The sequence below is a fragment of the Jiangella muralis genome, assembly GCF_001270745.1.
GTDB classification, from domain to species: Bacteria; Actinomycetota; Actinomycetes; order Jiangellales; family Jiangellaceae; genus Jiangella; species Jiangella muralis.
The window spans coordinates 319,705-334,277 of the sequence record NZ_KQ434751.1 but is presented as its reverse complement, the minus strand read 5'-3'; the positions used below and the strand labels follow the sequence as shown (position 1 = coordinate 334,277).

Genomic DNA, 14,573 nt, shown 5'->3' with positions numbered 1-14,573 from the left:
TCGAGGAGCTCTGAACGACGTGGCACCCTCGAAGCCGGACGCCGCGGGCGTGCTGCCGTTCGACACCGAGCCTGAGCTCGATCTCGGACCCACGCGCCGTCCCCCGGTCGACTTCCCGAAGCCCAAGCGGCTGGACCACCACGGCCCGGCGCGCATCGTCGCCATGTGCAACCAGAAGGGCGGCGTCGGCAAGACCACCACCACCATCAACCTGGGCGCGGCACTGGCCGACTACGGCCGCCGCGTGCTGCTGGTCGACTTCGATCCCCAGGGCGCGCTGTCGGTCGGTCTCGGCCTCGACGCGCACGACCTCGAGCTGTCGATCTACAACGTCCTCATGGACCCGTCGCTGCGGGCCGCCGACATCGTGCAGAAGACGCCGATCGACGGCATGGACCTGCTGCCGGCCAACATCGACCTCTCCGCGGCCGAGATCCAGCTGGTCACCGAGGTCGGCCGCGAACAGGCGCTGGGCCGCATCCTCAAGCCGCTGGCCGCCGACTACGACCTCATGCTGATCGACTGCCAGCCGTCGCTCGGCCTGCTCACGGTCAACGCGCTGACCGCCGCCGACGGCGTCGTCGTGCCGCTGGAGTGCGAGTACTTCGCGCTGCGCGGGGTGGCGCTGCTGCAGGAGACCATCGAGAAGGTGCGCGACCGGCTCAACCCCGACCTCGAGATCGAGGGCCTGCTGGCCACCATGTACGACTCCCGCACGGTGCACGGCCGCGAGGTGCTGTCGCGGCTGGTCGAGGCGTTCGGCGACAAGGTCTTCCACACCGTCATCGGCCGCACCGTCCGCTTCCCCGAGACCACCGTCGCCGGGCTGCCGATCACCAGCTTCGCCCCGTCCTCGCGCGGCGCCTCGGCCTACCGTCAGCTGGCCCGCGAGGTCCTGGCCCGCTGGGAGCCGGCCCGCCCGTGACCGACGCCACCACCCTGCTGATCGAGCCGGAGCAGGACGACAGCACGACGTTCGAGGTGCACCTCGTGAACTTCGAGGGCCCCTTCGACCTCCTGCTCACGCTCATCGCCAAGCACAAGCTCGACGTCACCGAGGTGGCGTTGTCGCAGGTCACCGACGAGTTCATCGCCCACATCAAGGGGTCCGACTGGGACCTCGACGAGACCAGCGAGTTCCTCGTCGTCGCGGCGACGCTGCTCGACCTCAAGGCGGCCCGGCTGCTGCCCAGCGGCGTGGTCGAGGACGAGGACGACCTCGCGCTGCTCGAGGCGCGCGACCTGCTGTTCGCCCGGCTGCTGCAGTACAAGGCGTACAAGGAGGTCGCGAGCGTGCTGGCGGCCCGCTTCGCCGCCGAGGCGCTGCGCTTCCCGCGCGCCGTCGGGCTGGAGGAGCGGTACGCGGCGCTGCTGCCCGAGGTGGTCGTGGGGCTGGGGCCGGAGGAGTTGGCCATGCTGGCGGCCAAGGTGCTCACGCCGAAGCCGCCGCCGCTGGTCGGGCTGGCGCACCTGCACCAGCCGCGGGTCAGCGTCCGTGAGGAGGCGCTGGTCGTCGTCGACCGGCTGCGCCGCTCGCGCGTCCTGACCTTCCGCACGCTGGCCGCCGACTGCCCGACGACCCTGCACGTCGTCGCCCGCTTCCTGTCGCTGCTGGAGCTGTACCGCGAGAAGGCGGTCGCGTTCGAGCAGGTCGTCGCGCTCGGCGAGCTGACGGTGCGATGGACCGGCGACGACGACGAGGATGTCGCGGTGGGTGCGGAGTTCGACGAGGAGGCGGCAGGTGAGTGACATCGGCGAGCCGGGCCTGCGCGCGTCGGTCGAGGCGATCCTGCTGGTCGTCGACGAGCCGATCGACGTCGTGACGCTGGCGCAGGTGCTGGAGCGGTCCCGGGGCGAGATCACCGACGTGCTGGAGATCCTGCGCGACGAGTACGCCCGGCCGGGTCGCGGCTTCGAGCTGCGCGAGATCGGCGGCGGCTGGCGGTTCTACACGCACGCCTCCTGCGCGCCCGTCGTCGAGCGATTCGTCCTCGACGGCCAGCAGGCCAAGCTGACCCAGGCGGCGCTCGAGACGCTGGCCGTCGTCGCGTACCGGCAGCCGGTCAGCCGGGCCCGGGTGTCCGCCGTCCGCGGCGTCAACTGCGACGGCGTCATGCGCACCCTCATCGCCCGCGGCCTGGTCGCCGACGCGGGGGTCGACTCGGAGTCCGGCGCCTACCTGTACAGCACCACGCCCTACTTCCTGGAGCGCCTCGGCATGGCCTCGCTCGACGAGCTGCCGCCGCTGGCGCCCTACCTGCCCGACGCCGATAGCATTGAGGAACGTGACACTGAGAATGCCTGACGCCGCTGACAAAGACGCGCAGGGGGTGCGGCTGCAGAAGGTGCTCGCGGCGGCCGGGGTGGGCAGCCGCCGGGCCAGCGAGGCGCTGATCGCGGCCGGCCGGGTCGAGGTCGACGGCAAGGTCGTGAAGACGCTCGGCACCCGGGTCGACCCCGCGACCGCCGTCATCAAGGTCGACGGCTCGCGCATCACCACCGCCGAGGCGGGGCAGGTGTACCTCGCGCTGAACAAGCCGACCGGCGTCGTCAGCTCGATGAGCGACCCCGAGGGCCGGCCCGACCTCGGCGGCTACGTCCGCGGCCGGCGCGAGCGGCTGTTCCACGTCGGGCGGCTCGACGCCGACACCGAGGGCCTGATCCTGCTCACCAACGACGGCGAGCTGGCGCACCGGCTGGCGCACCCGTCGTACGAGGTGCTGAAGACCTACGTCGCCGAGGTGCCCGGACCGGTCGCGCCCGCCCTCGGCCGCGAGCTGCGGGCCGGCATCGAGCTGGAGGACGGCCCGGTGCGGGTCGACGCCTTCCGCGTCGTCGGCCGGGTCGGCACCCGCGTCATGGTCGAGGTCGTGCTGCACGAGGGCCGCAAGCACATCGTCCGCCGCCTGCTCGAGGCCGTCGGGCACCCGGTGAAGCGGCTGGTCCGTACGCACGTCGGGCCGGTCGCGATGGGCGACCTGCGCCCCGGCAACACCCGGGTGCTGACCACGGTCGAGATCGCCGCGCTGTACCACGAGGTCGGCCTGTGACCGTCCGCGCGATCCGGGGGGCCACCCAGCTCGACGCCGACGACGCCGAGCACCTGCTGGAGCGGACCGCCGAGCTGGTGACCACGGTGCTCGACCGCAACGAGCTGACGCCCGACGACGTCATCAGCATCTTCCTCACCGCCACGCCGGACCTGCGTTCGGCGTTCCCGGCCGTGGCCGTGCGGCAGCTGGGCATCACCGACGTGCCGATGATGTGCGCGCAGGAGATCGGCGTCGCCGGCGCGCTGCCGCGGGTGGTGCGGCTGATGGCGCACGTCGAGACCACGAAACCGCGGTCGGCGATGCGGCACGTCTACCTGCACGGCACGACGGTGCTGCGCGACGACCTCGCGGACCGGTGATGGACCAGTTCGGCGGCCGGAGCATCCTCGTCGTCGGCACCGGGCTGGTCGGGACCTCGCTCGGGCTGGCGCTGACGCGGGCCGGGGTGGACGTACGGCTGGCCGACGCGAAGCCGGAGATCCTGGCCGAGGCGGTGGGTCTGGGCGCGGGACGCCCTGAATCCGCCACCGACCAGCCCGCCGCGCTCGCCGTCGTCGCCGTCCCGCCGGAGGCCGTGGCCGCCGTCGTCGGCGAGGTGCTGGAGAGCGGCCGCGCCGAGTACGCCACCGACGTCGCCAGCGTGAAGGTGCTGCCGACGACGCAGGTGCGCGCGCGAGTGGCCGACCCGGGCCGCTACGTCGGCAGCCACCCGATGGCCGGCCGTGAGATCAGCGGCCCGAGCGCCGCGCTGGCCGACCTGTTCGAGGGCCGCCCGTGGGTGATCTGCCCCGACGACGGCACCCACCAGCAGGCCGTGACCCGTGCCCTGTCGGTGGCCCGGCTGGCCGGCGCCGTCCCGATGACGATGACGGCGGCCGAGCACGACGCCGCCGTCGCACTGGTGTCGCACACGCCGCACGTCGTCGCCGCGCTGATGGCCGGCCGGCTGGCCGGCGCGCCCGGCCACGAGGTGCGCCTCGCCGGGCCCGGCGTCACCGACGTCACCCGCATCGCGAGCGGCGACCCGGAGCTGTGGACGGAGATCCTGACGGCGAACGCGGCGGCCGTCCGGCCCGTGCTGGAAGGGCTGCGCACCGACCTCGACCGCCTCATGACGGCGCTGGCGGCGCCGGTGGCCGGCCAGCCCGTGCTGCGTGAGCTGTTGCGCGACGGCGTCGACGGCCGGTCCCGGCTGCCCGGGAAGCACGGCGCCGAGCACACCGAGTTCAGCACCGTCATCGTCGCCGTCGACGACCGGCCCGGCCAGCTGGCCCGGCTGTTCGCCGACGCGGGCGCGGCCGGCGTCAACGTCGAGGACGTCCGCATCGAGCACGCCGCCGGGCAGCCGCTCGGCCTGGTCGAGCTGGACGTCCGCCCCGGCGCCGAGGACGAGCTGGCGGCGTCGTTGCGCGAACGCGGGTGGACGATCCGCGGGTGATGACGACGGCCGGTAATCTTCTGGGCGTGCCCGATACGGTTGCCCCCCACGATCTCGTCGTCGCCATCGACGGCCCGTCCGGTTCCGGGAAGTCGACGGTGGCCCGCCGGGTCGCGGCCGCGCTCGGCCTGCGCTATCTCGACACCGGCGCCATGTACCGGGCGGTCACCTGGTGGGCGCTGGAGCAGGGCGTCGACCTCGCCGACGTCGAGCGGGTGGCGCAGCTGGCCCGCGAGCTGCCGCTGCAGCAGGGCATGGACCCCGCCGCGCCGACGGTCGTGGTCGGCGGCGCCGACATCGCTGCGGCCATCCGCGCCAGCCGCATCTCCGCCGCCGTCAGCGCCGTCGCCACCAACCTCGGCGTCCGCGCGGAGCTGGTGGCCCGGCAGCAGGCCGTCGCGCGGGCCGGCGGCGTCGTCGTCGAGGGCCGCGACATCACCACCGTCGTCGCGCCTGACGCGCCCGTGCGGGTGCTGCTGACCGCCGACGAGCAGGTCCGGCTGTCCCGGCGGGCGCTCGAGGTGCACGGCAGTGCCGACGCCTCCGCCGTCGACGCCACCCGAGACCAGGTGGTCCGCCGCGACGCCGACGACGCCACGGTCGCCAGCTTCCAGCAGGCCGCCGAGGGCGTCGACGTCGTCGACTCGTCGTTGCTGTCGCTGGACGAGACCGTCGCCGCCGTCCTGAAGTTGGTGGAGGCCCGCACGGGGGTCCGGGCGTGAGCGACTCCGGCCTGCCGACCTACCGGGGTTCGGTCTTCGGCAGGTACGCCGCCTGGACGTTGGCCCGGCTGCTGTACCGCGTCACCATCACCGGCGCCGAGTACATCCCGCGCACCGGCCCGGTCATCCTGGCGCCCAACCACACCGGGTTCCTCGACGCGCCGCTGCTCATGGGCACCTGCCCGCGCCCGGTTCACACGCTGGCCAAGAAGGAGCTGTTCAAGGGCCCGCTCGGCTGGCTGCTGCACGCCGTCGGGCAGATCCCGCTGGACCGCGACGACCCCAGCCGCGCCATGATCAAGTCCGGTATCGGGGTGCTCGACGCCGGTCGCATCCTCGTCGTGTTCCCCGAGGGCACCCGCGGCGCCGGTAACTTCTCCGAGCTGCGCACCGGGCTGGCCTGGTTCGCGCTGCGCTCCGGCGCCCCCGTCGTCCCGGTCGTGTTCGCCGGAACCGGGTCCCGGGGACGTACTCTTGGGTCGATGCCCGGCCTGCGGTCCCGGGTCGAGGTCGTCTTCGGCCGTCCCGTCACGCTGCCGGCGGGCGGTGGACGCACGCGCTCGGCCCTCGACGCGGCGACCGAACAGCTGCGCGAGGCCCTGGTGGCCCATCGCGAGGCCGTGGCGGCCCGAACCGAGGAGCACACGTGAGCGAGCAGTACCCGGCCGAGGCGCTCGACGCCGACGCCGACGCGCCCGGCGATGTCTACACGCCGGTCGTCGCCGTCGTCGGCCGGCCGAACGTCGGCAAGTCGACGCTGGTCAACCGCATTCTCGGCCGCCGCGAAGCGGTGGTCGAGGACGTCCCCGGCGTCACCCGCGACCGCGTCGCCTACGACGCCGCCTGGGCCGGGCGGTCGTTCACGCTGCTCGACACCGGCGGCTGGGATCCCGAGGCGAAGGGCATGGCGGCGCGCATCACGGCGCAGGCCGAGGTCGGCATGACCGCCGCCGACGTCGTCATGTTCGTCGTCGACTCCACCGTGGGCGCCACCGACACAGACGAGGCGGTCGCGAAGCTGCTGCGCCGCTCCGGCAAGCCGATCATCCTGGTGGCCAACAAGGTCGACGGGTCCAGCGGCGAGGCCGACGCGACGGCGCTGTGGAACCTCGCCCTCGGCGAGCCGTACCCGGTGTCGGCGCTGCACGGCCGAGGGAGCGGCGACCTGCTCGACGCCGTCGTGGCCGCGCTGCCCGAGGCGCCGCCGGAGTCGTTCGACGTCCTCGACGGCGGCCCGCGCCGGGTCGCGCTGGTCGGCAAGCCCAATGTCGGCAAGTCGAGCCTGCTGAACAAGCTGGCCGGCGAGGATCGCGTCGTCGTCGACTCCGTCGCCGGCACCACCGTCGACCCGATCGACGAGCTGATCGAGCTGGGCGAGCGCGAGTGGCGGTTCATCGACACCGCCGGCATCCGCCGCCGGGTGCACGAGGCCACCGGCGCGGAGTACTTCGCGTCGCTGCGCACGGCGTCGGCGCTGGAGCGGGCCGAGGTCGCCGTCGTGCTCGTCGACGCCAGCGAGCCCATGGCCGAGCAGGACCTGCGCATCATCTCGATGGTCGTCGAGGCCGGCCGGGCCCTCGTCCTGGCGTTCAACAAGTGGGACCTCCTCGACGACGAGCGCCGCGACGTGCTGGAGCGTGAGATCGACCGTCAGCTCGACCGCGTCGCCTGGGCGCCGCGCATCAACGTCTCCGCCCGCACCGGCTGGCACGTCGACCGCCTGGTGCGCGCGCTCGACACCTCGCTCGCGGGCTGGGAGCAGCGCATCCCGACCGGCAAGCTCAACGCGTTCCTCGGCCAGCTGGTGGCGGCGCACCCGCACCCGGTGCGCGGCGGCAAGCAGCCGCGCATCATGTTCGCCACCCAGGCCGACACCCGGCCGCCCCGGTTCGTGCTGTTCACCACCGGGTTCCTGGAGCCGTCGTACCGCCGGTTCGTGGAGCGGCGGCTGCGCGAGGAGTTCGGGTTCGAGGGCACGCCGCTCGACATCGCGATGAAGATCCGAGAGAAGCGCTCCCGGTCATGATGCCGCGGCCGGACACCATCACCCCCATGATGGCGACCCTGGCGCCCGGCCTCCCGCCCGACGACGGCGGCTGGGGCTTCGAGGTCAAGTGGGACGGTGTCCGGACCATCGCCTACGTCACCGACGACGGGGTGCGGTTGTCCAGCCGCACCCTCCGCGACGTCACTCGGGTGTACCCGGACGTGCACGGCGTCGCTTCGGCGTTGAGCGGCCGCCGGGCGGTGCTGGACGGCGAGGTCGTCGCGTTCGACGACACCGGCCGGCCGTCGTTCGAGAAGCTCCAGTCGCGGATGAACGTCGAGGTCTCCGGCCTGTCCGACCCGCTCGTCACCGGAGCGCCGGCGGTCTACGTCCTGTTCGACCTGCTGTGGCTGGACGACCGGTCGCTGCTGGACGCGCCCTACTCGGAGCGGCGGGGGTTGCTGGACGAGCTGCTGCCGGCCGGCGGCCCGGGCTGGACGGTCCCCGCCTACGTCCCCGGCGACGGCGCCGCCATGCTGGCCGCCACGAAGGCGCAGCGGCTGGAGGGCGTCATCGCGAAGCGGCTGGCCAGCCGCTACCTGCCCGGCAAACGTGGCCGCGACTGGCTCAAGGTGAAGAACGTCTCGCGTCAGGAGGTCGTCATCGGCGGCTGGCTGCCCGGCGAGGGCGGGCTGACCGGCACGGTCGGCGCGTTGGCGATCGGCGTGTACGACGACGGCGGCGAGTTCCGGTACGCGGGCCGGGTCGGCACCGGGCTGACGCTGGCGGAGAGGCATCGGCTGGCGGCAGTGCTCGCGCCCCTGGCCGCGGACGCCTCTCCGTTCGTGGGCGCCCAGCCCGACAAGCCCGGCTGCGTGTTCGTCCGGCCGGAGCTGGTCTGCGAGGTGGCGTTCGCCGAGTGGACCGCCGTTGGCACGCTGCGCCATCCGGCCTACAAGGGCCTGCGCCACGACAAGCCCCCGCGCGACGTCGTCCGGGAAGTCGCCGGCTGACCACGCTTCTCGGGCGTGCGCTCGACTAAGCTCGCGCGGCGGGGACCCGCAGTCTGACGTCGCGCTGGTCGGCCTCGGGCGCGACGAATGCCAGCAGGCGGGTCGCCTCGGCCTCCAGCTCGGCCTCCTGCGGGCCCGTGAGCGGCTGCAGCAGGTCGGCGGTGAGGACCGCGCCGTCGTCGGCGGCGAGGGTCCAGAAGCCGCCCACCACGCCGTCGACCAGGATGGCCGCCTCCCACCCGACCCGCGCCGCCGCGTCCGGCCCGACCAGGCGGCTCCGGTCGGCGTAGGCGAGCACGACGTTGTCGACGAGGGCGAGCAGCCGGACCGGCGCCGGTGTGTCCGGGTCGGGTCGCGGTGCGTCGGGGAGGTCGAACAGCTCCTCGCCCTGCGGGCCGGTGAACGTCACCAGCTCCGGGCGCATCGCCTCGACGACCTCGCGCAGCCGGGTCAGCCCGCTCCACACCTGGACGTCCTTGACGGTGGCCGGACCGAACGCGGCGAGGTAGCGGCGGATCAAGGTGGTCAGCGGCACGCCGGGGGACAGCGGCCGGCCGAGCCAGCTGGCGGCCAGCGCGACGTGCGCCGGACCGTGCCGGTGCCACAGGCCGTCCGGCGGCGGGTGCACGACCGGCAGCAGCCCCTGCACGGACCGCGCCAGCGCCGTCGGGTTGTGTTCGGGCCAGCGGGCGGCCAGCGCCCGGCTCAGCCGCGGCCGGGTGAGCCGGCCGTCGTCGAGCAGCTGCTCGGCCACCTTCGCCAGCTCGGCCGCGTCGACGCCGTCGAGGGCCTTGCCCCAGGCGCCGCGCTGCCAGCGTTCCAGCATCGGCTGCAACATCGGCCGCAGCCACAGGTAGTCGTCGGTGGCGACGAGATGCAGCGTGCCGCGGAACAGGGTCGCCCGGACGACGCCGCGGTCCAGCTGCAGCGCGGTCAACTGCCCGACGCTGAAGCCGTCGACGCGGTCCCACAGCATGACGTACGGAGGATCCGGATCCTGCCCCTGCAGCCCCACCAGATCGCGGACGACGTCCAGCGCCCCGCGGCCGGTGCGGGCAAGCAGGTGCTGCCGCGCGAGCGTCGCCCGGTTCAGCCGGCGCCCGTCGAGTCGCTGGTGCATGTCAGCACCGTAGGCCCGAATGAGGTCATCCGGTGTCCGTCACATTGTCCCAGCTCGAACCGTGACATCGCTCCGGCCGGCGGGTATAGCGGTGGCCGGTGGGGCTGCGCCATCGGGTGGTGCCGTCGCGATGTCGCGTGACGGACCAGCCGCCGTGGTGTTTGAGCAGATGGTGCGTGGTGCAGAGGGCGTGGAGGTTGCCCGGTGAGGTGGTGCCGCCCTGTGCGAAGGGGACGACGTGGTCGAGGTCGCCGGTGTGCGCCGGCTGGTGGCAGCCGGGTGCGCGGCAGGTGCGGTCGCGGGCGACGATGAGGTCGGCGAGCGGCACGGGGGGCCGGGATCTGGTGCGGCCGTGTTCGAGGAGTTGCCCGGTGCCGGGTTCGGTGCGCAGCCAGGTCCAGACTCCGGCGGCGGCGAGTTCGCGGGCGGTCGCGGCGGGGATGGGCCCGTAGCCGTCGAGGTCGCCGGGTTGGTCGTCGAGGCCGATGAGAGTGGTGAACGGGATGGTCACGCGCACGGCGATCGGTCGCTGTCGCGGCCTGGCGCGGCCGGTGGACGAGCTGGTGGACGCAGGCGCGCCATGGCCGGCGGCCGTGGGGCCGGGCGCGGCTGTGGGGTGGTCGGCGGCGGCGGTGGGACCGTCCGGGGCCGTGGGGTGCGCTGTTGCGCCGAGCGTCGCTGTGGGGTGGCCGCCGCCGGTCGTGGGACGGTCCGGGGCCGTGGGGTGGGCCGTTGCGCCGGGCGCGGCTGTGGGGTGGCCGGCGGCGGTGGGACGGTCCGGGGCCGTGGGATGGGCCGTTGCGCCGGGCGCGGCTGGGGGATGAGCTGCTGCACCGGGCGCGGCTGTGGGGTGGCCGGTGGTCGTGGGCCCTCCGCTGGCGTTGGCGCAGGCGGCGAGTGCGGCCCAGCCGAGGTCGGCGAGGGCGTCGGCGCGGCGCTGGTCGGCGGTGCGGGCGGGTGCGCCGGTGGCGGTGTCGGCGCGGCGGGCGTCGGCTGCGGTGGCCTTGAGCGCGGTGTGGAGGGCGGTGGCGTCCTCGGCGGGCAGGAGCGCTTCGAGGAAGGCCATGCCGTCGGTGGCGGGCGTGACGGCGACGTAGCGGGTGTCGCGGGCGAGGCGGTGCCGCTCGGCCATCTCGACGGGGGCGAGCTCGTGCAGGACGCGCTTGACCAGTTTGCGCAGCGCGACGGCGTCGAGGGTGGGTGCGTAGGGCAGCACGGCGGCCTCGACTCGGGCGCGGATGGCCGGGTCCTGGCCGCCGAGTTCGTCGGTGATCACGCGGGCGCGGCGTTGGTCGATCAGCCCCGCCGCAAGCGTCTGGTGGGTATCGGGGAAGTCCTCGACCAGCTGGAGCGAGTGCCCGACCTCGTTCTCGGCCTGCCGCGTGGTGAGGTGGCAACGTCCGGCGATCTCGACGGCGGTGTTGGTGACCGGGTTGACCGAGCGGTAACCGGTCGGGTGCGGGCGCAACTCGGCCCGGGTCGCGAGTTCGGCCAGGACGGTCGCCTGGCAGGCGGCGACCCAGGCGGACAGCTGGGCCCCTGCGGCGGCGGCCTCGACGAGGTCGTAGGTGTCGGCGGTGCCGGGGTCGAACACAGCCAGCGCGGCCGCCAGCGCCGGTCCCACCGTCCCGCCCGCGGCAAGATCCGACATCGCGTCCGCCACGGCCGAACCCGCCGCGGCGCCCGCGGGCATCGGCCCCGCCGGAGCACCCGCGGGCATCGAACCCGCCGCGGCACCCGCCGGCATCGAACCCGCCGCGGCGTCCTGCGACGCGCCCGCTGCCGTACGCGCTACCGGGTCGACACCCGGCGGCGGCTCTGGCAGCAGCGCTTCTTCGAACATGTAGATGATCTTACCCAGCCTCGCGATCAAGATCAACTCGGCGAAAATCAGTTGCCCGCCGGGCCGGCGTGTGGTCGACTGTGGCCCACCAACGCGCGAGAAGGGAGAGCGGCATGCGCCGAGCTTTCGGGTCCACCCCAACGACTCCATTCGTCCGAGTAAGGGACTCGAAGCGCATTGCGTACGCTCAACCTGGGCATCCTCGCCCATATCGACGCGGGTAAGACCAGCCTGACCGAGCGGCTGCTGTACGCGGCCGGGGTCATCGACGAGGTCGGCAGCGTCGACGCCGGGAGCACACAGACCGATTCGCTCGCGCTGGAACGTCAGCGCGGCATCACCATCAGGTCCGCGGTCGTCGCGTTCACCGTCGGCGACACCGCGGTCAACCTCATCGACACGCCCGGCCACCCCGACTTCATCGCCGAGGTCGAGCGGGTGCTCAGCGTGCTCGACGGCGCCGTGCTGGTCGTGTCTGCGGTCGAGGGGGTGCAGGCGCAGACGCGGGTGCTCATGCGCACGCTGCGCCGCCTCCGCCTCCCGACGCTGATCTTCGTCAACAAGCTCGACCGCGCCGGTGCCGACCTGGACGCCGTGATCGGGCAGCTCGCGGCCAAGCTGACGCCGCGGGTCGTCCCGCTGGGCGGCGCCGAGCGGCAGGGCACCAAGGACGCGGCGTTCCGTCCGTTCACCGAGGCCGACGACGGGTTCGGCGCCCGGCTGGCCGAGACGCTCGCCGACGGCGACGACGCGCTGCTCGCGGACTATGTGGAGCATCCGGCGGGGGTGACGCACCGGCGGCTGCTGCGCTCGCTCGCCCGGCAGTCGCGGTCGGCGGACGTGCACCCGGTGTTCGCCGGCTCGGCCATCACCGGCGCGGGCCTGGCCGAGCTGACGGCGGGCATCGTGCGGTTGCTGCCGTCCACGCCGGTGTCCGACGACGGCGCCGGAGGCCCGCCGGAGGGCAGCGTGTTCAAGGTCGAGCGCGGCCCGGCCGGTGAGAAGATCGCCTACGTCCGCATGGCCGCCGGCACGCTGCGCACCCGCGACCGGCTGGCCGCCGGCAAGGTCACCGCCATCAGAGTCTTCGACGACGGCGGCGCGCGACCGGGCACGGAGGTGTCCGCCGGGCGCATCGCCAAGGTCTGGGGCCTCGGCGGGGTGCGCGTCGGCGATCACCTCGGCGACGCGTGCGGTGGCGACGCGGCGCAGCCGCACTTCGCGCCGCCGACGCTCGAGACCGTCGTCGTGCCGCGGCGGGCCCGCGACCGCGGCGCCCTGCACGCGGCGCTGGCCCAGCTGGCCGAGCAGGACCCGCTGATCGACCTGCGCCAGGACGACCTGCGGCAGGAGGTGTCGGTGTCGCTCTACGGCGAGGTGCAGAAGGAGGTCGTCCAGGCGACCCTCGAGACCGACTACGGCATCGGTGTCGACTTCCGCGAGTCCACCACCATCCACGTCGAGCAGGTCACCGGCAGCGGTGAGGCGGTCGAGCTGATCCAGCAGGACGGCAACCCGTTCCTCGCCGGCGTCGGGCTGCGGGTCGAGCCGGCGCCGGACCGGGACGGGGTGACGTTCGGCCTCGACATCGAGCTGGGGTCGCTGCCGCCGGCGTTCCTGCGGGCGATCGACGAGACCGTCCACGAGACGCTGCGGCAGGGCCTGCACGGCTGGGACGTGCCCGACTGCCGGGTGACGCTGGTCCGGTCTCAGTACTGGCCGCGGCAGAGCCACTCGCACGCCACGTTCGACAAGAGCATGTCGAGCACGGCGGGCGACTTCCGGCTGCTGACGCCGCTGGTGCTGATGACGGCGCTGGCGCGGGCCGGGACGCGGGTCCAGGAGCCGGTGCACCGGTTCGAGCTGGAGCTGCCGGCCGACTGCCTCGGTCAGGTGCTGCCGGCGCTGGCCCGGCTGCGCGCCGTCCCCGGCGCCCCGTCCCCGACGGCGTCCGGCTACCTGCTGGCGGGCGACCTCCCGGCGGCGCACGCGCACGAGCTGCAGCAGCAGCTCCCCGCGCTGACCCGCGGCGAGGGCGTCCTGGAGACCCGGTTCGACCGCTACCAGCCGGTGCCGGGCCCGCCGCCGGACCGTCCCCGCACCGACCACGACCCGCTGCACCGCGACGAGTACCTGCTGCACGTCGTCCGGAGGGTGTGACCGGGCTGGTCGCGACGACCTGGGTGCAGCGGGTCCCGGCGGCACTCCGGGCGCGACGACGCCACGCTGTCTCGGCTCGCCGCCGACGCCGCCACTCGGCGTCGGACGCGCACTTGCTGGCCGGTTCGTTCAAGAAGGCCGCCAGCGGCGCTCGTAGCCTGACGGCATGAGCGACCTGACCGACGAGGCCCGCCGCCTGTTGAGCGGCGGCCACCCCGCGCACCTCGCGACGCTGCTGCCGGACGGCTCCCCGCACTCGGTCCCGGTGTGGGTCGGCCTGGACGGCGACCGCGTCACGATCCTGACCTGCGAGCACTCGCGCAAGGCGCCTGGGAGATCATCGACCGGATGTCGGACGCCTACATCGGCATGCCGTACGCCCCGCGCACCGACCGCGTCGTCTACGCGATCGAGCCGGAGCACGTGCGCGTGGTGGTGCTCGGATGAGCGTCGTCGCGGCGACCACTCCGGCGGCTTCGGCGGCACAGACGGTGGTCGAGGCGCCCGGCGTCGCCCACCTGACCTTCCGGGTGGTCCGCTGATGGTCGTGACAGGCTGGGTCCGTGCAGGTGGGCATTCTCGGGCCGGTCCGGCTGAGCGACGGCGACACGGTGGTCGCCGTGGGCGGGGCGCGGCTGCGGGCGCTGCTGACCCGGCTGGTGCTCGAACCGGGCGCCGTCGTGGGGGTGCGGGCACTGGTCGAGGCGGTGTGGCCGGACGAGCCGCCGGGCGATCCCGTCAACGCGGTGCAGACGCTGGTGTCGCGGCTGCGCCGGCTGCTGCCGGACGGGACGCGGGTGCGGCAGCTGGCCGGCGGCTACCGGCTGGAACTGGCCGCCGACGACGTCGACGCGGCCCGGTTCGAGCGGCTGGCGCGGGCCGGACGGGACCGACTGCGGGCCGGCGCCGCGGCCGACGCGACGACGGTGCTGCGCGAGGCGCTCGGGCTGTGGCGCGGTCGCCCGCTGGCCGACCTCGACGGCGCGGCGGTGGCCGGCCCGGTGATCGCGCGGCTGGACGAGCTGCGGCTCGCGGCGGCGGAAGACCTCGCCGAGGCCGAGCTCGCCGGAGGGAGCGCCCCCGCCGACGTCGCCGTGCGGCTGCGGGCGCTGGTGGCCGAGCAGCCGTTGCGCGAACGGCTCCGGGCGCTGCAGGTGCGCGCGCTGGTCGCGGCCGGGCGCCGGGCCGAGGCGCTGGCCGCGTTCGAGGACGCCCGCGCGCTGCTGGCCGGCCAGCT

Annotated in this window: 14 protein-coding genes; 12 read left to right on the top strand and 2 right to left on the bottom strand. The window is 74.3% G+C overall.

Going from position 1 to position 14,573, the window contains the following annotated elements:
• Positions 1 to 10 precede the first annotated feature (10 nt).
• Genes ACW62_RS01495 through ligD form a run of 10 tightly spaced genes read left to right on the top strand, consistent with a single transcriptional unit; the run spans position 11 to position 8,213 of the window.
• On the top strand, positions 11 to 925 hold the full coding sequence (locus ACW62_RS01495; protein WP_053202301.1) for a ParA family protein: 915 nt from the start codon (positions 11 to 13) through the stop codon (positions 923 to 925).
• Positions 922 to 1,749, top strand: coding sequence for a segregation and condensation protein A (locus ACW62_RS01490; protein WP_053202300.1), 828 nt, complete (start codon positions 922 to 924; stop codon positions 1,747 to 1,749). The genes ACW62_RS01495 and ACW62_RS01490 overlap by 4 nt, the downstream gene beginning before the upstream one ends.
• On the top strand, positions 1,703 to 2,305 hold the full coding sequence (gene scpB, locus ACW62_RS01485; RefSeq protein ID WP_053202299.1) for an SMC-Scp complex subunit ScpB: 603 nt from the start codon (positions 1,703 to 1,705) through the stop codon (positions 2,303 to 2,305). The genes ACW62_RS01490 and scpB overlap by 47 nt, the downstream gene beginning before the upstream one ends.
• Complete coding sequence (locus tag ACW62_RS01480) at positions 2,298 to 3,050, top strand: pseudouridine synthase (RefSeq protein WP_053202298.1); 753 nt, start codon at positions 2,298 to 2,300, stop codon at positions 3,048 to 3,050. Before scpB ends, ACW62_RS01480 begins: the two co-directional genes overlap by 8 nt.
• Positions 3,047 to 3,412, top strand: a complete 366-nt coding sequence (gene aroH / locus ACW62_RS01475) for a chorismate mutase (protein WP_053202297.1) — start codon at positions 3,047 to 3,049, stop codon at positions 3,410 to 3,412. The genes ACW62_RS01480 and aroH overlap by 4 nt, the downstream gene beginning before the upstream one ends.
• On the top strand, positions 3,412 to 4,491 hold the full coding sequence (locus ACW62_RS01470) for a prephenate dehydrogenase (RefSeq protein WP_053202296.1): 1,080 nt from the start codon (positions 3,412 to 3,414) through the stop codon (positions 4,489 to 4,491). The genes aroH and ACW62_RS01470 overlap by 1 nt, the downstream gene beginning before the upstream one ends.
• On the top strand, positions 4,491 to 5,213 hold the full coding sequence (gene cmk / locus ACW62_RS01465; protein WP_053202573.1) for a (d)CMP kinase: 723 nt from the start codon (positions 4,491 to 4,493) through the stop codon (positions 5,211 to 5,213). Before ACW62_RS01470 ends, cmk begins: the two co-directional genes overlap by 1 nt.
• Entirely contained in the window at positions 5,210 to 5,863 is a 654-nt protein-coding gene (locus ACW62_RS01460) for a lysophospholipid acyltransferase family protein (RefSeq protein WP_053202295.1), read from the top strand. Before cmk ends, ACW62_RS01460 begins: the two co-directional genes overlap by 4 nt.
• Positions 5,860 to 7,239, top strand: coding sequence for a ribosome biogenesis GTPase Der (gene der / locus ACW62_RS01455; RefSeq protein WP_053202294.1), 1,380 nt, complete (start codon positions 5,860 to 5,862; stop codon positions 7,237 to 7,239). Before ACW62_RS01460 ends, der begins: the two co-directional genes overlap by 4 nt.
• Before the next feature lie 26 nt (positions 7,240 to 7,265).
• Positions 7,266 to 8,213, top strand: coding sequence for a non-homologous end-joining DNA ligase (ligD, locus tag ACW62_RS01450; RefSeq protein WP_205629069.1), 948 nt, complete (start codon positions 7,266 to 7,268; stop codon positions 8,211 to 8,213).
• A 25-nt stretch (positions 8,214 to 8,238) separates the two neighbouring features.
• Here the strand turns inward: ligD and ACW62_RS01445 are convergent, their stop codons facing one another.
• Both ACW62_RS01445 and ACW62_RS36100 read right to left on the bottom strand, forming a co-directional pair.
• The gene (locus ACW62_RS01445) at positions 8,239 to 9,333 is read right to left on the bottom strand and encodes a winged helix DNA-binding domain-containing protein (protein ID WP_053202292.1); all 1,095 of its coding nucleotides are present in this window, start codon (positions 9,331 to 9,333) and stop codon (positions 8,239 to 8,241) included.
• 25 nt (positions 9,334 to 9,358) lie between these two features.
• Positions 9,359 to 11,176: an HNH endonuclease signature motif containing protein gene (locus tag ACW62_RS36100; protein WP_157574281.1), complete on the bottom strand. Its 1,818-nt coding sequence runs from the start codon at positions 11,174 to 11,176 to the stop codon at positions 9,359 to 9,361.
• A 177-nt stretch (positions 11,177 to 11,353) separates the two neighbouring features.
• Between ACW62_RS36100 and ACW62_RS01435 the strand changes: the two genes are divergently transcribed.
• Positions 11,354 to 13,336 (top strand): elongation factor G, encoded by a 1,983-nt coding sequence (locus tag ACW62_RS01435; protein ID WP_053202290.1) that lies wholly within the window; start codon positions 11,354 to 11,356, stop codon positions 13,334 to 13,336.
• Between the two features lie 563 nt (positions 13,337 to 13,899).
• Positions 13,900 to 14,573, top strand: a 674-nt coding sequence (locus ACW62_RS01430) for an AfsR/SARP family transcriptional regulator (protein WP_169791962.1), incomplete at its 3' end; no start/stop codon positions are given.